The organism is Lentilactobacillus fungorum (genome assembly GCF_016860605.1).
Lineage (GTDB): Bacteria > Bacillota > Bacilli > Lactobacillales > Lactobacillaceae > Lentilactobacillus > Lentilactobacillus fungorum.
In genome coordinates this window covers 288038-306190 of sequence record NZ_BNJR01000004.1, presented here as the reverse complement: position 1 = coordinate 306190, position 18153 = coordinate 288038, and the positions used below count along the sequence as shown (strand labels likewise).

General features: G+C 39.9%; 19 protein-coding genes. 17 read left to right on the top strand and 2 right to left on the bottom strand.

From position 1 onward, the window contains the following. Positions 1 to 4: 4 nt before the first annotated feature. Positions 5 to 481, top strand: a complete 477-nt coding sequence (gene greA / locus YK48G_RS01580) for a transcription elongation factor GreA (protein WP_203628946.1) — start codon at positions 5 to 7, stop codon at positions 479 to 481. 178 nt (positions 482 to 659) lie between these two features. Continuing rightward, on the top strand, positions 660 to 971 hold the full coding sequence (locus YK48G_RS01575) for a HesB/YadR/YfhF family protein (protein WP_203628945.1): 312 nt from the start codon (positions 660 to 662) through the stop codon (positions 969 to 971). 77 nt (positions 972 to 1048) lie between these two features. On the opposite strand, the gene YK48G_RS01570 is transcribed toward YK48G_RS01575, so the two are convergent. Then, positions 1049 to 3733 carry a YfhO family protein gene (locus tag YK48G_RS01570; protein WP_203628944.1) on the bottom strand — a complete coding sequence of 895 codons (2685 nt, stop codon included), beginning with the start codon at positions 3731 to 3733 and terminating at the stop codon, positions 1049 to 1051. Between the two features lie 130 nt (positions 3734 to 3863). On the opposite strand from YK48G_RS01570, the gene YK48G_RS01565 reads away from it, so the two are divergent. The 7 genes from YK48G_RS01565 (at position 3864) to YK48G_RS01535 (ending at position 9185) form a co-directional block, all read left to right on the top strand. After that, positions 3864 to 5915, top strand: a complete 2052-nt coding sequence (locus YK48G_RS01565) for a peptidoglycan D,D-transpeptidase FtsI family protein (RefSeq protein ID WP_203628943.1) — start codon at positions 3864 to 3866, stop codon at positions 5913 to 5915. Between the two features lie 116 nt (positions 5916 to 6031). Further along, positions 6032 to 6181, top strand: coding sequence for a 50S ribosomal protein L33 (gene rpmG, locus YK48G_RS01560; protein WP_081467807.1), 150 nt, complete (start codon positions 6032 to 6034; stop codon positions 6179 to 6181). Positions 6182 to 6255: 74 nt separating this feature from the next. Then, positions 6256 to 6810, top strand: coding sequence for a 5-formyltetrahydrofolate cyclo-ligase (locus YK48G_RS01555; RefSeq protein ID WP_203628942.1), 555 nt, complete (start codon positions 6256 to 6258; stop codon positions 6808 to 6810). Between the two features lie 23 nt (positions 6811 to 6833). Then, on the top strand, positions 6834 to 7496 hold the full coding sequence (locus YK48G_RS01550; RefSeq protein WP_203628941.1) for a rhomboid family intramembrane serine protease: 663 nt from the start codon (positions 6834 to 6836) through the stop codon (positions 7494 to 7496). Positions 7497 to 7539: 43 nt separating this feature from the next. Next, positions 7540 to 7749 carry a YqgQ family protein gene (locus YK48G_RS01545; protein WP_203628940.1) on the top strand — a complete coding sequence of 70 codons (210 nt, stop codon included), beginning with the start codon at positions 7540 to 7542 and terminating at the stop codon, positions 7747 to 7749. 5 nt (positions 7750 to 7754) lie between these two features. After that, complete coding sequence (locus YK48G_RS01540) at positions 7755 to 8723, top strand: ROK family glucokinase (protein WP_284692003.1); 969 nt, start codon at positions 7755 to 7757, stop codon at positions 8721 to 8723. 36 nt (positions 8724 to 8759) lie between these two features. After that, entirely contained in the window at positions 8760 to 9185 is a 426-nt protein-coding gene (locus YK48G_RS01535; protein WP_203628938.1) for a rhodanese-like domain-containing protein, read from the top strand. Between the two features lie 254 nt (positions 9186 to 9439). Here YK48G_RS01535 and YK48G_RS01530 read toward each other — a convergent pair whose 3' ends face one another. Beyond that, positions 9440 to 9616 carry a DUF3042 family protein gene (locus YK48G_RS01530; protein ID WP_203628937.1) on the bottom strand — a complete coding sequence of 59 codons (177 nt, stop codon included), beginning with the start codon at positions 9614 to 9616 and terminating at the stop codon, positions 9440 to 9442. A 99-nt stretch (positions 9617 to 9715) separates the two neighbouring features. On the opposite strand from YK48G_RS01530, the gene YK48G_RS01525 reads away from it, so the two are divergent. The 8 genes from YK48G_RS01525 (at position 9716) to YK48G_RS01490 (ending at position 17710) form a co-directional block, all read left to right on the top strand. After that, entirely contained in the window at positions 9716 to 10456 is a 741-nt protein-coding gene (locus YK48G_RS01525; protein ID WP_203628936.1) for a glycerophosphodiester phosphodiesterase, read from the top strand. Positions 10457 to 10458: 2 nt separating this feature from the next. Continuing rightward, complete coding sequence (gene miaA / locus YK48G_RS01520; protein ID WP_203628935.1) at positions 10459 to 11397, top strand: tRNA (adenosine(37)-N6)-dimethylallyltransferase MiaA; 939 nt, start codon at positions 10459 to 10461, stop codon at positions 11395 to 11397. Positions 11398 to 11466: 69 nt separating this feature from the next. Then, the gene (locus YK48G_RS01515; RefSeq protein WP_203628934.1) at positions 11467 to 11868 is read left to right on the top strand and encodes a MerR family transcriptional regulator; all 402 of its coding nucleotides are present in this window, start codon (positions 11467 to 11469) and stop codon (positions 11866 to 11868) included. Between the two features lie 20 nt (positions 11869 to 11888). After that, positions 11889 to 13232 carry a type I glutamate--ammonia ligase gene (glnA, locus tag YK48G_RS01510; protein ID WP_203628933.1) on the top strand — a complete coding sequence of 448 codons (1344 nt, stop codon included), beginning with the start codon at positions 11889 to 11891 and terminating at the stop codon, positions 13230 to 13232. Between the two features lie 183 nt (positions 13233 to 13415). After that, positions 13416 to 15056, top strand: a complete 1641-nt coding sequence (locus YK48G_RS01505; protein ID WP_203628932.1) for a peptide ABC transporter substrate-binding protein — start codon at positions 13416 to 13418, stop codon at positions 15054 to 15056. 294 nt (positions 15057 to 15350) lie between these two features. Next, entirely contained in the window at positions 15351 to 16232 is an 882-nt protein-coding gene (locus YK48G_RS01500; RefSeq protein WP_203628931.1) for a hypothetical protein, read from the top strand. After that, positions 16225 to 17160: a hypothetical protein gene (locus YK48G_RS01495; protein ID WP_203628930.1), complete on the top strand. Its 936-nt coding sequence runs from the start codon at positions 16225 to 16227 to the stop codon at positions 17158 to 17160. Before YK48G_RS01500 ends, YK48G_RS01495 begins: the two co-directional genes overlap by 8 nt. 10 nt (positions 17161 to 17170) lie before the next feature. Continuing rightward, positions 17171 to 17710, top strand: a complete 540-nt coding sequence (locus YK48G_RS01490; RefSeq protein ID WP_203628929.1) for a dUTPase — start codon at positions 17171 to 17173, stop codon at positions 17708 to 17710. Positions 17711 to 18153: the final 443 nt, after the last annotated feature.

Sequence of the window (18153 nt, the reverse complement as noted above, 5' to 3'; positions counted from 1 at the left end):
TATAATGGCTGAACAAGAATCATACCCAATGACTGCCGATGGCCGTGATAAACTTAAAGCGGAGTTGGAAGATCTCAAATTAAATCAACGACCAAAAGTGGTTGAACGAATTAAAGTTGCTCGTAGTTACGGTGACCTATCTGAAAATTCCGAGTACGAGTCAGCTAAAGATGAGCAAAGTATGTTAGAAAGTCGAATTAATACAATTGAGCACATGCTTCAATATGCTGAAATTATTGATTCCAATGATAGTGATAAAGATGAAGTGACGGTCGGCAAACACGTGACGTTTAAAGAACTACCAGATGAAGAACCGGAAACATATCAAATCGTTGGGGCTGCCGAGGCTGACCCAATGTCTGGTAAGATTTCCAATGATTCACCAATTGCCAAGGGGCTTCTCGGCCACAAGCTTAATGAAGAAGTGGTCATTCAGATTCCCGCTGGAAACATGAAGGTTAAAATTATTAAAGTTGAATAGTAACGTTCAATTTTTTCACAAAATATTTGTTTTAAGTGGTAAAGGCCTCGGCAACGTTCCTGCTTAGGCCTTTATCTTTTTTTATTGCCTAATCATTCAAAAAGTTTGTGAATTATTATCCTGATGATATAATAGAAGATGTTGAAATGACAATCGAAATTAGGGGTGTGGCCAAATAATGAAAATTATAGTGACTGATGCTGCCAGCAAATGGTTCCAAACAGAAATGGGCTTAGGCAATGGCAATGGTGTCCGTTTTTATGGCAAAGTTTATGGAAAAACACCTGTCCATGATGGCTTTTCATTGGCCTTGACCAGGGATGATGATCCAAATGACGTTTATACCCAAACGGATAAGGATGGGATTCATTACTTTGTGGATGAAGATGACCGCTGGTTTTTTAAGGGGTATGATTTAAAAGTTGATTTTGACCCTAAAAAGGATCCAGAAAACGTGGTTTATACTTATCAAGAGAATGGTGAACTTTGATTGATTTTGAGGTTTAAAAAAGCAGCCGGTAGCCAAACACGTCAAATGTTTGGTTACCAGCTGCTTTTTAAATTTAGTTATTTGGAAGATGGTTTGTCTGTAGAATCGGCTGCTTGGGTTGGTAGGGCTTGTTTTTTCCTTCGTGTTCGATAAAATTCAAATCCAATCAAAGCCCAACCGATTAATCCAAGAATAATGCCAGTAGTTAATCCTTCTGGCCAAAAGCTCAATTTAACCGTATGATGACCTTTTGTCATTGGAACGTATAAGAACATGTTCTCCCATTTTTTAGGGGTAACTGCTTTACCATCGACTTTTGCGTGCCAGCCCTTAGAATAAGGAATAGTCGTGGTTAAAGCCTGTTGGTTTGATTTGACGTTAACCGTTCCAGTCATTGATCGTTCGTTCCACTGAGTGATCTTATAGGGATTTTTTTTCATATCATTAGAGAACTTAGCGATTTTACTATTATGAACTTTATATAAACGGAAATCATGCAACAGCGTGCTGCTGGCGTTAACGAAAATTTGAACATTAATATTGCCATCGATTTGCTCGTTACCAATATTGGCAATAATCGTTCGTTCTGATGGCGTAAACTGAGTTTGGTTTTGACCATCAACTGAAATCGAAATTTGGCCTTTGTTAAAGTTAGTTCCCAACGTCATGTAGTACGAAGTATCTTTTTGAACCGGAATTGTTAAAATGATGTATGAAAGTTCCATCATGTTCTTCTTTAAAATCGCGTTGTTTAGCTTTGAAATCTTGTAAATATTGTTGTATTGAATGTGCGAATAGGTTGTCGGCTCATAAAGACGCTTGATGTTTGGATCCAGGCGGTGGGCTAATTCATTTTGATATTCAATTGGATCAGAGGCAATTTTATCATTGTTCATGCCACTCTTGGGCGTTAAGAAACCGAGCGGCAGCGCATATGGATTTTGATAAGTCCCAATCAGTTTATCCTGCGAAAGTAATTCATAACTATTTAAGTCCGGTTTTCTAGTCAAAGCAGGGACCGGTTCTTTTTGGCGCTTTTTGTTCGGATTGTTTTCTGGAATCTGTTGATTCATATAATATTTCATTCCAAGCAAGGAATCAGTAAACATCGTCCCGTTTGAATACAATACAAAAGAGTCACCATTGGGTTGACCGATATGTTTGAAGAATTGAGACGTATCCGCTTCTAGAGTTGACGAGAAAATTGAGCCGCCATTATAGTCAGCAGTAAAGGCGTCGTTCTTAGTTCTTGCAAACGTTGTCCCGATCCGATAGAATCCCTTGTCACGTTTCTTGACCTGATTTACTTCTTTGCGCAACATTTGCGCGTAGGTGGTGTAGTCACTGCTCTTTAGGTAATCTAGATTATTTAAAGAGGTGACCATATTTAGCCCCATTTCTCCAGCCATCACAGCAAAAACGGCCACCGATAACAACAAGCTCTTTTTGTAAATCGCACAGGCAATAATCACACCAATGCTGATTACTAAGAAGACACTTCCCCAAATAAAGTTATCAGCTTTAAGATATTCAAAGTGTTTCTTAAAGAGGCCGACGTAAGCAACCCCTAAAATGATGAGGCCTAAAGTTATTAAGAAGCGCTTATAATCAAGACCTTCTGATAAGATATGGAGAAAGGCGGAAAAGGCGGTAATAATCATCAAAAACGAAAAGAGATATGAGAACCTAAATGTGTACCAAACTGGCAGCTGCCAGCCATGCCAAAGCAAATCCAGTGGTTGAAAGACCATGGAGAAAATCATAAATGCGGTTAAGCCCAAATTAGCGAAGCGGATATTTTTCTTAATCGTTGGAATAAAGAAGTAATAAATGAATAGGACGACAACGATGCTGCCAACAAAGATATTGGCCGTTCCACTCGGCAATTGCTTAAAATCAACAGACCCATTAAAAAACTTACCGAGCATATCCAATGGATTATATTCAAATCGAATTTGGAATTGATTTCGAGTGTAATGCGTTTTACCCGCGAGCAATGAAAAGAAGGTTGGGATCAGCAACCAAGCAGATAGCATCGCACTTAAAACGGAGGCTTTAATCCACTTGAAAATGATATGACCATAAGCACTTATTTCAACCGGGTAGGCCCTGGCAATTCCATATATAACCATATAAGCAGTTAAGAACATGGCAATCATCCAGCCCATGTAATAGTTGATAATGAACATGGCCGTCAAAGCAACGACATATAAAACGCTTGATTGATCCCGTAAAAGCTTTTGGAATCCTAAGAAAATAATTGGTAAGATAATGGCGGCGTCAATCCAAAGTGTATTGAATTGGTTTGCAATCATCCAGCCCATCAAGGCATAAGCAGTCGCAAACCCAACAATCGACCAGCTGATATATTTCTTTGATTGAATTAGGAAATAGCCAAAGCTCAAGCCACTCAAGCCATATTTAAGTAACGAAATAATGGCAATCGCGCTGGGCATTTTTGCCAGCGGAAACAGTAAAATTAACAGATTAAGCGGGCTCATCAAATAGTAACTCCAGGTTCCAATCATGCCACCGCCCAAAGCGTTTGCAAAGGAGTAAATAAAGCCGTTTGGATTATGTAGGAGTGTATCTCGATAGTGGGCAAAAAAATCAATGTATTGTTGTCCCATATCAACCGTTAAGATCGAAGAATTACCAAACGGGGCAAACCGGCGATAAATAAAATAACAAGTCGCAATTGCGAGTGGTACCAAAAAACACATGGTATAGATGATGATTCGTTTTGTCTTTTTAACTTTCATAACCAACGTCCTTTTTCAAAAAATAAATATCATTGTTTAGAATATCATAATTAATTAAAGAATGGGGAACGGTTCTAGTTTTTAAGCTAAAAATTTGATAGAATTGATTTCATGGTAAGGAGTAAATATCGTGAAAATTTTTAAAAAGAGAAACAAACGAATTAAAAAGGGAAAAGCAGCTTCCCTACCATTTCGGATTAATATTATTTTTATTATTGTCGGCATCTTATTTGTCGCACTTTTGACGCAGTTAGCGTATCTGCAGGTCATGTATGGCTCAAAGTTTAAAGCCGAAGTCAATCGCTCGGATACTTCAATCGTCAATGGCAATGTTCAGCGGGGGATGATCTATGACTCTACAGGACATATTTTAGTTGGCAATTCAGCTCATCAAGCAATTATTTACACTAAGGGCGCCAATGATTTGACTACTGATTTGTACAAAACAGCAACCAGACTGGCTAGTTTTATTACGGTCAAAACGGGCAGCTTAACCAAGCGACAGTTAGCTGATTACTATTTGAGTGATCCAACAAGGTTATCAGCAGTTGAAAAGAAGTTACCGAATACCTCTGGCTATAGTGAAGATGCCAGGTATAACAAAGCGGTTGAGTACGTTGAAAAAATGGGATCCGCTCAGTTTAGCCACCAGATGAAGATTGCGGCAACCATTTTTGCTAAAATGAGTAGCGCTTACCAACTTTCGACGGTTAATATTAAGGATAGTGGCGTGACGCAAAAAGAAGTTGCTGAAGTTGGCGAACACCTTTCTGAAATGCCGGGAGTTAACGTGGGTACCAGCTGGAGTCGTAATTACCCTAATGGACAGGCGATTCAAGGCATTACCGGAACGGTTTCCAATGAAAAGACCGGCTTGCCCAGCGATCGGGTTAATGAATTGTTAGCTCAAGGTTATTCTAGAAACGACAGCGTTGGTCAAAGCTATTTGGAGCGGCAATACGAGTCCGTTCTTCGGGGGACCAAATCTCAAACACAAGTTGTGTTAAATAGCGATAACGAAATTAAAAAAGAAATCAAAAAGTATGGTGGTCAAAAAGGAGACAACCTTCAATTAACGATTAACGCCAAGTTCCAAAAAGATTTACAATCGTTGGTCCGATCTGCAGAACAAGGAGCCGGCGGCAATTCTACCGGTACTTATGCAGTGGTCATGAACCCCAATAATGGTGCCATCATTGGAATGGGCGGCGTTAACCGGGATCCCAAAACGTCTAAAATTACCGACAACATCTTAGGGACGATTAATAGTTCAATTGTAATGGGGTCGGTTGTGAAGGGGGCCATGGTTTCCGGCGCACTTATGGATGGGGTCATTACACCAACCAATAGTACGCTAACCGATCAACCGATTACGACTGGTGGCGTTAAAAAATCTTCATGGTTTAACCATAGTGGTAATGCTAATATTGCGGTTGACGCAAGTGGCGCGCTTGAGGTTTCTTCCAACTCGTATATGATGCAGTTGGCAATGAAAGAAGGCCACTTTAATTACGTTGAGGGTGGGGCTCTTACGATGAGTCCAAATGTCTTCAATACAATGCGGGGCTACTTTAACCAATTTGGCTTAGGCGTTGATACTGGCATTGACATTCCTGGAGAATCAACTGGTTTAAAGGGGAAGAGTGGGTCAAAGCACATCGGAAGCGCGCTTGATTTAGCTTTTGGAAACTATGATGCTTACACGACCATGCAAGTTGCCCAATATATCTCAACGGTCGCAAATGGCGGCTATCGAATCGCGCCACACGTTGTTCAGTCTATCCGCGGGACAACCAAGGATGGTAAGCTCGGGCAAGTGAAGTCAACCGTCATGCCGAATGTCTTGAACCATATCGATATGACCGCGGCTCAACGAGCAGTTGTCAAAAAAGGATTGTACGATGTTGTCCATGGGTCAAACACGTATAAGACCGGTGGCGAATTGGATACGATTAAACCAGAAATTTCGGCAAAAACTGGAACAGCACAAACGTTCTATAATGGCAACGAAACGGTTACGTTAAGTTTGGCTTCCTATGCGCCATCCACCCATCCCCAAGTGGTTGTCGCCCTGGCAATGCCTAATTTGGGTGTAAATGCTGAAAGCAATAATATGCAGCTCGCTAAGAAAATCTACGCAGCTTATTGGAAGGACGTCCAGTCAACGTCAACTGTTAAGTAAAAATACTTAACAATTATCGATTTAATCCTAGTAATTTAGGTCAATTGATGATAAACTATTTTAAGTTAAGGCTAATAGAGTAGCTGTATTAATAAAAAGTTTGGAGGTCCTATTCCATGCGTGTACACATTACAATGGAATGTACAGAATGCCACGAACGTACTTACTTATCTAGCAAAAACCGTCGTAACAATCCCGACCGTTTGGAGCTTAAAAAGTATTGTCCACGTCAACGTAAAGTGACATTACATCGTGAAACCAAATAAGGCTTGGGGAATTTTATCCCAAACCTTTTTTATTTAACTGTGGATAATGATTTTGAAGAAACGTTGGTGGTCAAATGAGTGAACCCAAATTATCCAAAGCTCAATTACGAGCGGTTCAGCAACACAAATTACAAGTCTTTTTTGAGCAATCAACTGCTGATGCCATCATTAATCAGCTATATCGGCAATTATTTGCGGATCCTGATTATTTGAATAGTCAACTCATTGGGGTAACCTTAAGCATGGCGGGAGAGCTCAATACTGCACCAATTATCAGCTATTCAAAACAGCAGCATAAGCAAATTGCGGTGCCGCGAACGCTGCCTAAACGGCAAATGGAATTCGTTTTATTAGAAGCGGATACCCAATTTGTGACAACCCCGTTTGGGACAACTGAACCTAAAGGTGGCCACGTTGTTGATAAAACATCACTCGATGCCTTGATTGTCCCAGGATTGGCATTTGCTAAAAACCATTACCGCGTTGGGTTTGGCGGTGGCTTTTATGATCGATATCTGGCGGGCTTTTCTGGCAAGAGTATCTCATTGGCCTTGCCGCCCCAGCTTTATGAGACCCCGATTTGGCCGACTGAAGCCCATGATATGTTAATTGATAAACTGATTTATTAAAGCTTTGCGGATAAGGAGATATAATGACGCGTTTAAAAGATCAACCTTATGTCACTTATGGATTGCTCGCCATGATGATCGTTGTTTTTTTAATAATGTCGATCATGGGTGGCACTACCGATCCAATGACACTCGTTAACTTTGGGGCTAAGTATAATCCTGCCATTCGAGCTGGCCAATATTGGCGACTCGTAACCCCTATCTTTATTCATATTGGGTTTACGCATATCTTAATGAATGGGATTACCCTCTATTTTATTGGGATGTACGTTGAGCAATTATTTGGCCATCTTCGTTTCTTAGTCATTTTTTTAGTGTCTGGAATTGTTGGTAACCTGGCTAGTTTTACATTTAGCGTTGGGTTATCTGCCGGTGCCAGTACCGCAATTTTTGGCTTATTCGGTGCTTTCATGATGCTGGGTGAAAGCTTCTCGAATAACCCAGCGATTTCTTCGATGGCAAGGACATTTTTACTGTTTATTGTATTAAATATTGGCACTGACATTTTTGTTCAAGGAATTGATATTGCCGGACACATTGGCGGGCTAATCGGTGGCTTTTTAGTGGCCTACGTGGTCGGGGTCAGTTTTGGCAAGGTAAGCTCAGTTAAACGGCTAATTGCTGGCGCGATGCTACTAGTAATCGCAGTTGGCTTATTCGTTCTTGGCATGCAAGGAAATCTTTAATATTTTTCAAATTAGAAAGAATTTTTAATGAGGATGTGAGATAATGAAAACGCTATATGATGTTCAACAACTACTTAAGAAGTTCGATATTTATGTGTATGTTGGCAAACGGCTCTGGGACATTGAGGTGATGGCTTTAGAGTTGGATCACTTGCATGAAGCGCATTTAATTTCTCACAAAGAATTCCTTCAAGCAAAACTAATTTTGAATCGTGAGCATCGTGTCGAGGAAAAAAATGAAAGTCGGGGGTAATGACATTGGCAAAGAATTTAATCGGAATTGATCTGGGAGGAACGACTACTAAGTTTGCGTTTGTTGATCAAGAAGGAAATATCTTAGCAAAGTGGCGCATCCCTACTGATATCAGTAACGCCGGTAGTAATATTGTGCCGAACATCGTTAAGTCAATTGGCGACCAAATGCGCAAGGAAGACTATACTGCTAATGATTTCTTCGGAATTGGCATGGGAACGCCAGGAGCTGTTGATCGCAAAAAAGGAACTGTGGTCGGCGCCTACAACTTAGGTTGGAAGATTGTGCAACCGGTTGGCGCAACTATTTCTGCCAACTTACAACTACCAATTATGATCGATAATGATGCCAATAGTGCCGCATTGGGGGAATATTGGAAAGGCGCTGGCGATAAAGCTAAGGATGTTGTTTTCGTCACCTTAGGTACAGGTGTCGGCGGCGGCGTAGTTGCTAATGGTCATCTGGTTCATGGGATTAACAATGGTGCTGGAGAAATTGGTCATATTACTGTTCAGCCAGGCGGTTATCTATGTACTTGTGGCAAACGGGGTTGTTTGGAACAGTACGCTTCAGCAACTGGTGTCGTCCGATTAGCAAAGGACTTAGCAAAGGAATTTACCGGCAAGTCCCGAATTCAAGAGCTACTAGATAGTGATGAAGGCCTCACCTCGAAGATGGTTTTTTATTTAGCCGATAATGGCGACATTTTAGCCAACCGGATTGTAGACCGGGTTTGTTCGTACCTTGGGTTAGCTTTATCGGATATTGGTAATATTTTAAATCCAGAAAATATTATTATTGGTGGTGGTGTTTCAAACGCTGGAAATACACTTTTACAACCAACGACCCGTTATTTCCAAGAAAATGCCTTTCCATCTGTTCGAGATTCCACTAAACTTAAATTAGCCCAACTTGGTAATGATGCAGGCGTCATCGGAGCTGCTTCATTGGCACTTCAGTTTCGTAATCACTAATCACTAATCACTAATCACTAAATACAAAACAAAGGGATGATATCACAAGTGATAATAGGAGCAATAAGCGCAAACATGATCATGTCAATTATTTTAATCATTATTTTGATTGGTTGGCTTGGTTACACACTTATCCAAAACACGCGAGTCAAAAAGGTTGCTACATACTTATCTAATGATGATTTCAAACATGGTATGCGAAAAGCCCAGGTCATTGATTTAAGAGAACAAAAAAGTTTCAAGGATGGCCATATTTTAGGGGCCCGCAACGTACCATTTTCAACAATTCGAAATTTTTATGGGCAAATCCGTTCTGACTTACCGGTTTATTTATACGACCAAGGAAAGACCATTAGTAAGCGAGCAGCTTTGTATTTAAGTAAAAAAGGGTATCATGAGATTTATATTTTAAAAACGGGTTATCAAAATTGGAATGGTAAAGAAAAGAAGAGCAATCTTTAATTAGACGATTAGTTGCTTAGGATTACTCAACCGGAAATGGCAACAAGTTTTGGCGTGCTAAGTATGATTGACCATTTTGATTTGACCTGTGATAAACGTGAACTTGGTCACTCAAGCAAAATAGCGTAACCATTCCAAGACCGGGATGATTACGCTATTTTGCTTGAGTTTGGAACTTTAGGCAAGTATCTTAATCACTTTATTCGCTGGTCAGCCACAAGTAATTAAGTTAAGTACTCAGAAATCTTGATTAGTTAATTATGGTGGGCAGCACGGCTCTTTCGGAGTGCCTTTTTGCGGTTCTCTTCAAACTTTTGTTCCTCATCTTCAATTGGATCAACGACGGCTTTCTTAAAAGTCAGTAACGCGCCCAAGCCGGCGGCAACTGTTCCGATGACGCCGACGACTAAACCACTTGTAAAATGCTTCATAGCAAACCCTCCAATGCAACTTGATACCTTTATTATGCGTTATTTAGATTCAGATATCTAGTTAATTGTCTCATTATTCCAAGATTGTGGGAGAAAATCATGAAAATTGATACAAAAGTAATTGCGCACCGTGGTAGTAAAGGCACCCGACCTGAAAATACATTAGTCTCATTTCAAGCTGCCCTCAATGATGGCGCCGATGGAATTGAGACGGATGTGCATTTTTCAAAAGATCACCAATTAATTATCATGCATGATGAGACGGTTGATCGAACAACAAATGGTCATGGGTTAATTTACGAAAAAAACCTGGCTGAAATTAAACATTTGGATGCCGGAATGCGATTTTCAGAGGAGTTTAAGGGGACCCAAGTGCCAACGCTGCAAGAAGTGGTTCAGTTATTAATTGATAATCAGTTCGCTGGGATTTTTAATCTGGAACTAAAGACGAATAAAATTCAGTATCCAGGGATTGAACAAGCGGTTGATGAATATTTTTCCTCAATTCATTATCCTTTTCAATTGATTTATTCAAGTTTTAATGCTAGATCACTGGAAATATTAACAAATATTGATCCGCAAGCCTATCGGGCTAAGTTATTCAAAACGGCAGCTAAGCAGGCCAAGGGACTGAAAAGAAGCCGGTTCATTGAAGACTTTCATCCAGATATTCGTTGGGTGAAACGACATCCCTATTTTGCTTCGGCTAAGCATTTGCGTCCTTGGACCGTGAATACAACTGAGGATATGCAATATTGCTTTAAAAAAAATATGGCTGCGATCATTACTGATTTTCCGGCCCGAGCAGTTCAATTGCGAGCAGAAATGAGAGGTGAATAGCAATGAAAAAAGTTTTAGCAATTGTTGGCCCGACAGCCGTTGGTAAGACAGCAATGTCAATTCAGATAGCTAAACGGTTTAATGGCGAGATCATCTCTGGCGACTCAATGCAGGTTTATCGAACGCTAGACATTGGAACGGCTAAGGTAACTGAGAAAGAAAAGCAGGGGATTGCGCATCATTTGATTGATATTCGAAACATTGATGAGCGTTATTCGGTTGCCGACTTTGTTCGTGATGCGGAAGTGGCGATTAACGATATTACGGATCGCAATAAATTGCCGATTATCGTTGGCGGCACGGGTTTTTATTTACAGGCATTGCTTTCGGGATTGGAACTTGGCGGTGATCCCTATACAGATAACCATTTACGTCAAGAACTTTTACAAGTTGCCGATAGTAAAGGTAACGTGGCACTTCATAAACGCTTGGCAGCCTTGGATCCGATCGCGGCTAGGCGTATTCCTGTCAACAACGTCCGGCGAGTTGTGCGGGCGATCGAAGTGACACTCAAAACGGGGCATCGATTTTCGGATCAGGTCAATCAGCCCCGACAAATCAATGCCTTTATTATTGGCTTAACCACTGAGCGGTCACTACTTTATCAACGGATCAATCAACGAGTTGATCTTATGGTCAAAAATGGGCTGTTGAGTGAAGCCCGCAATTTATTTGAGCACGGTGGTACGAATCTTCAGGCGGGTAAAGGAATTGGCTATCATGAGTTTGACAATTATTTTGCCGGTCAAGAACCCCTTGAAGAAGCGATTGAGCAAGTAAAAAAAGACTCGAGGCACTATGCTAAACGCCAACTTACTTGGTTTAGAAATAAAACCAAACCCCATTGGTATGACGTGATCAACTCATCAAAAGATCGTGAGCGGTTGCTAACAGATGTGGCAAATTGGCTGGCAGAAGCAAAACACCAATCGATGTCATAAAACATAACATTGGCTATTGACTTTAGCACTTAGAATGTTATGATGAGTACAAGATTTAGGAGGTGAACAATGCGAGAGAAGGAATTACGGCGCTCAATGTCAGTTTTGCCGATTGGAACCGTGATGAAGCTGACTGACTTGTCCGCAAGGCAGATAAGATATTATGAACAGCAGGATTTGATCAAGCCCCTCAGAAACGAGGGTAATCGGAGAATGTATTCACTGAATGACGTCGATCGGCTTTTGGAGATTAAAGATTACTTGGATGATGGCTTAAATATTTCTGGAATTAAAGAAGTCTATAAAAAGCAATCTCAATTGGAAGAAGAGCGGAAAAAGAATATGGAAAAGGGCCTCACGGATAGTGATGTCAGAAAAATTCTTCAAGACGAATTTCTTAATATCGGCGGGCTGAAGCCACCTTCTTCGACGTTTGATGATCCGAATAATTTCACTAAATTTAACAAATAACTGATAGGAGCGTTGTATAGATGGCCACAAAACACAATTACACAAAAGATGATATTCGTAAGATGGTAAAAGAAGAAGATGTCAAGTTCTTGCGCTTGATGTTTACTGATTTGTTCGGCACCATTAAAAATGTTGAAATACCGATTGGGCAATTAGATAAATTACTTGACAATAAATTGATGTTTGATGGTTCTTCAATTGAAGGATTCGTTCGAATTGAAGAAAGTGATATGTACTTATACCCAGATCTGTCGACTTGGATGATTTTTCCGTGGAGCACGGATCGTGGTAAAATTGCTCGGGTTATTTGTGAAGTTTATACACCGGATGGCAATCCATTTGAAGCCGATCCTAGAAATAACTTAATTCGTGTTTTGGGTGATATGAAAAAAGCTGGGTTCACTGCTTTTAATATCGGCCCTGAACCTGAATTCTTTCTGTTCAAGATGGGCGAAAACGGTGAGCCAACCTTACATCTAAATGATAAGGGCAGCTACTTTGATATGGCACCAATGGATTTGGGTGAAAATTGCCGTCGTGAAATCGTGTTGACTTTGGAAGAGATGGGCTTTGATGTTGAAGCGGCCCACCACGAGGTTGCCCCTGGTCAACATGAAATTGATTTTAAGTATGCGGATGCCCTCGCTGCGGCTGACAATATTCAGACCTTCAAATTGGTTGTGAAAACAGTTGCCCGCAAATATGGTCTATACGCAACGTTTATGCCTAAACCACTAAGCGGTATTAATGGTTCTGGCATGCATATTAACATGTCGTTGTTTAACGATACAGGAAATACTTTCTACGATAAAGATGGTAAATTAGAGCTTTCACAAGAGGCTTATTACTTCCTAGGTGGCTTGTTGAAACATGCGCGTTCATTTACAGCGGTATGTAACCCAATTGTTAACTCATACAAACGTTTAGTGCCTGGTTACGAAGCACCAGTCTACGTCGCTTGGTCTGGCTCCAACCGGTCACCGTTAATTCGAATTCCAAGCGCTCGAGGAAACTCCACCCGTCTGGAACTTCGAAGTGTTGATCCAGCTGCCAATCCATATTTGGCAATTGCGACTGTCTTGGAAGCCGGTTTGGATGGCTTGCGAAACAAGATCGAACCAGAACACAGTGTTGATCGCAATATTTATCGTATGAATAGTGATGAATTAGCTGAGAGCCACATCCAAAACTTGCCAGACACTTTGCATAATGCTCTGAAAGACCTTTCAGCTGACGAAACGATGAAAAAAGCGTTGGGCAGCCGACTTTACCACAGCTTTATTGAAGCTAAGAACTTGGAATATGATTCATATCGCACACAAGTTTCCGGTTGGGAACGAGATCAATACCTTGAAAAGTATTAGTGTGCTAAAATAACGCTACCGCACTTAATAAGAGCGTAATCGACTATTCAAAGAGCTCATGGTGGTGCACAATGGTGTACTTCTATGGACTCTTTTTTATACCGATTAGTTCTCATTAAAATATCATGTAATTATAACTAGATGATTTTTACTCTCATGCAACTTTTTAAGGGGTGTCTCATTATGGCAAATAGTCAATTTGGTTTAAAAGTGGGGTTAGTTGTCACAGCGGCCTTAATTTTAACCGGCTGCTCATCGCAAAAGAGCGGTTCGGGGAAACTGGCTGCTAAGCAGGAATTTACCACCGCAGTAGATTCAGAACTTTCGACCGTTGATCTTTCCAAAACGACGTCTGTTCAAACGTTTGAAGTTTTAAACAATATCGATGAAGGGCTTTATCGTTTGGGTAAGAATAGCAAAATTGAGAATGCACTGGCCACCAAAACCAGCATTTCAAATGATGGGTTAAAATATACGTTTAATCTGCGCAAAGGAACCAAATGGAGCAATGGTGATCCCGTGACTGCCAAGGATTTCGTGTATTCCTGGCGAAGAACTGTCAATCCAAAAACGGCGTCCCAGTATGGATATCTTTTCTCAGGAATTCAAAATGCCGATGCAATTCAGGCCAATAAAAAGTCACCAAATTCGCTTGGGATTAAAGCGGTTGGCAATTATAAACTAGTAGTAACTTTGGAAAAGAAAATTCCCTACTTTAAACTGCTAATGGGCTTTCCGTTATACTTCCCACAGAATCAAAAAGTCGTTGAGAAATTTGGCGACAATTACGGGACAAAGAGTGCTGATATGGTCTACAATGGGCCGTTTAAACTGACCAGTTGGAACGGAACCGGTATGACTTGGACGCTCGTCAAGAATCAGAACTATTGGGATAAGAGAGCAGTCAAATTGGATAAGCTCCATTATCAAGTGACCAAGGACCCTTCGACCGGCTATAATCAATTCAAGATCAATAAGCTGCAATATGTTGGTTTGTCAGGTGTTTTGGCCAAAAATTTGAAGAATAATAAGAATTTGGTGACTCGAGAAACTTCGAGCTGCTACTACTTGGCATTCAATCAAAAGAAAAAATTGTTCAAAAACTTAAAGATTAGAGAAGCTATTTCAATGGCAATCGATCGCGGCCAGTTGACCAAGAAGATTCTGGGAGACGGTTCATTTAACTCACAAAGTTTTGTTTCCAAAGGATTATCAATTAACCCTAAGACTGGTAAAGATTTCACAGCTACAACCGCCAAACCGGATGCGTTAAACTATAATCCAACCAAGGCAAAGGCGTTATGGAAAGCCGGCCTCAAAGAGCTGGGAATCACCAAAATGAGTTTTACGCTGCTCAGTTCAGACGAATTTGCACAAAAACAAGTCAGTGAATATCTGCAATCGCAATTAGAAAAGAACCTGCCTGGATTAACAGTCAATTTAAGAAATATCCCGTTTCAAACGTTACTTTCACGGCAGAAATCACATAATTACGAAGTCACAATGGGCGATTGGTACGCTGACTTTGCCGATCCCATTACTTTCTTAAACATCCTAACGACAGGCAACCCAAGCAATGTTCCTCAATGGTCAAATAAGCAGTACGACAAGTTGATCAAGGCATCTTCAACGACTGATGCCGGCAACACTGACAAACGATTTGAGGACATGACCAAGGCTCAAAATATCTTATTGGAGAACCAAGGCATTACCCCACTATATCAATCAGCAAGTAAAAACTTGTTGAGCAGCAAGGTGAAAGGGATTATTTATAATACTGCCGGGGCAACATACAACTATAAGAATGTCTACATTGTTAAATAAGGCCATCAAAGCAAGCCACGAGACTATTGGATACCAAAATCTAGGCAGATCGAAAAAAGTTTCTCAGACTTTCAGCTGGCGATTATGTTAGCAACCAGTTGAATATTCAAGCGGGCAGGTCATCACGAACTCATCATGATGGCCTGCCCGCTGTTGTCATTTAATTTTCAAAAGAATGGCTTATTTTCTCATCACTTTGACAAATCTTTCATAAATAATGTGATTAGCTCTTTATTTATGTACGTTTTTCAGATAACATTAATGTATAAATAACGGGGAAAATGAGGCAATATTATGGATAGAAAAACTGAAGAAGATCAATTCAGTCAAAATGATGCCATTTTGTCTTCGGCACTCAAGCAGAAGATGGCGTATTTAAATGATCTTAGTGAATCAATCACTAAAGGGAATGATCTTAAAGTATACGAATTAATCGATCCAAATCGATTTGCGACAGAAGCAAATGGGGAGACTCTAACGGAGACTAAACCTGATCATTATGGACTGGCGTCTGATTTAAATGCCCAGCTTAGTCACCATTTAAGTGATCAATTGATTGATTATTTAGGTAAAACGTACCCATTCTTTTATTATCATGAATATGAGTTAGGCAAGTTTCATATTTATTTTGGTAATTGGTGGGATCATCGACTGTTTGGTGAATTAGACCCAATTAATGTTCGCTTCAATTTTTCTGAAGAGGCTTATGGGATGCTGGCCAAGTCATTTCAACTAGAATTAGAAAATAAGCGGGTCAATGATGACGAAATGCGGCAACTTGGCGAAGAAAATGAAAAATTAACGCAATTAATCGAGGACCAAGATAAGCGTGACCAAAAAAAAGAAGCGGTTCGAAAACAGCTGAAAGAAAATGAAGAAAAATCGCCAATGCCTTGGGAAGCCGGTAAAGTTAAGGAAGCCCATCAACAACTAACCGATGCGTTACTGGAGCTGACAAACATTGATGAACAAGCGACTAATGCGCGACCTAAAATTAAAGAAAATGAGAATAAAATACTTGCTTTATCTAAGGAAGAAACCATTTTGAATCTTGAAAAACAGAATATCCGCGCGTCTTTTGGCAGCTTTGATGCGTTTAATGATAGTAATGATCATTTATATGCCAAATATATCCAAAACTTAACAGCTGAATCGCAGGTGAAAGACGATGAGTAATGAATCTGAAAGCACTAAAACGATGACAACTGGACAGTTGCTAACGAGTTACGGTGAGGCGATTAAGGCCGGCTTGGACAATGGCTATCAATATGTAAAAGCCTTTGATCAGTTAAACGATACAACTGATCAAGCTGAACTGCTGGCAGCTGCCGTTCAATTGACGAATTATCAGCTAAACGCCGACTTCGTTGTTTTTCCGCATCAATTCTCTGATGAAGATGTGCAACTCATTTTTTTGGAACGAATCTTGCAGCTTGCCAATGTCGGTAATAGTTTGCAGATTAGTAATCCAGATCATGTTCAAAAATTACTCTGCAAGTTTGCTGCACTTGGTGATCAGACGTTTACTTTTACTAAGTCAACTAAGAATACAACTGGCTTTTTCTTTGGGCCGACTGATTATAATCGACCATTGTTTTACCTGAACCTTGCAACCAAAGAATTGCTATTCCACGGGGCCTCTTTAATTGATTATTTTGTTGTTGACCTGCAGGGGACTGATGTTGCTGACTTAAAAGCCACACTACAAGTATTACTTAAAGTCGCCGAAATTTTAAAAGAGCACTTTGGCTTCAAGATTGATTTTAACGTTTTAGATGGTATCAATAATGAATTTTACAAATTCGCGGCTGGTGACGTCTCCGAGTCCATTATGGATGAATTATTCGTTAAATCTGCCGATAATCAGTTTATTCTAATGGCAGATCAAAATGGCGGCGCTTCGCTCAATCTTGATCATGATATTCAATTAAAGGTGTATAACATGGGCAGCGCGGATCGACCGCAATGGGGTGCTTCAATTCACGATCCTGATCAAAAGGAAAGTTTTGTGTATTTACTGTTAGATTATCCATTCATCCAAGAGTGGTATTTAGATAATAAAAAGCAATTAGGGATTCTCTCAAATCAACTAATATTTGGATAGGAGTTATTAAATGGACTTGCAATCACTCATTTCAGCTTCAGTGTTCTTAAATCGACAAATTGAAGAAAAAAAGCAACTTCATTGGTCTAACGATGCTCGAATTAAAAATGCGTTTGTTGCCTTGGATGTAGAGCTTGCAGAAATGGCCAATACTTCCGAATGGTTTAAAGTCTGGAAAATTCATCGCGGGAAAAGCGATCCCGACAAGACCCCTCGTGAAACGCTTTTATATGAGTATGTAGATGCGCTTGATTTTTATTTATTGATTGCTAATTTAAAAAATTGGAATCATTTCATATTAAATTCCGAAAAGGATCTTGATAAGGTTACTTCATTAAAAAAAGAAGAACGCTTGGATAAGCAGTACCTCGCAATGAAGCGAATGCTGTTTGATGCTTACTTTAATCATAGCGGCGATAGTTTTAACCATTCTTGGCGCTTATTTTTAAAATTTGGGCTAGTCGATTTTGGCTATTCTGAGGACGAAATTGAGTCAGCGTTTAAAGATAAAAATCAGATTAATGAACGACGCCAAGATAATAATTATTAATCAATTTAACGAATCAAAAACGACGAATTCTATGGGTAATGACAGAATTCGCCGTTTTTGGATTATCGAGAACTACAAAGTATCAAAATATTTAAAATTAACGTTCCTAAGAATATTTTCGAATTTTTTCCGATCATTCATGCAAATTATTTTCCTTGAAGCCCACTTGGCTTTTAATTTCGCGTTAAATAAAAGTCTCCCAACAGGGCAATTACTGTCATTCATATTTTTATTTTTGCTTGTTAGGTTGTGATTTAGAATGTATGCCCTTGATAGCTTCGTAAATTAGAAAAGCTGATGCACTAAACAAAGCAAGTACAATTACTTGCCAAGAAGTAATAAAATTCCAAAAATTTATTAACAGCAGCAAAGCGATGATCCACCAGAGCCAAGAAGTAAAGAACTTATAGCAAAAGACAACAATTAAAAATAGAAGTAGTGAA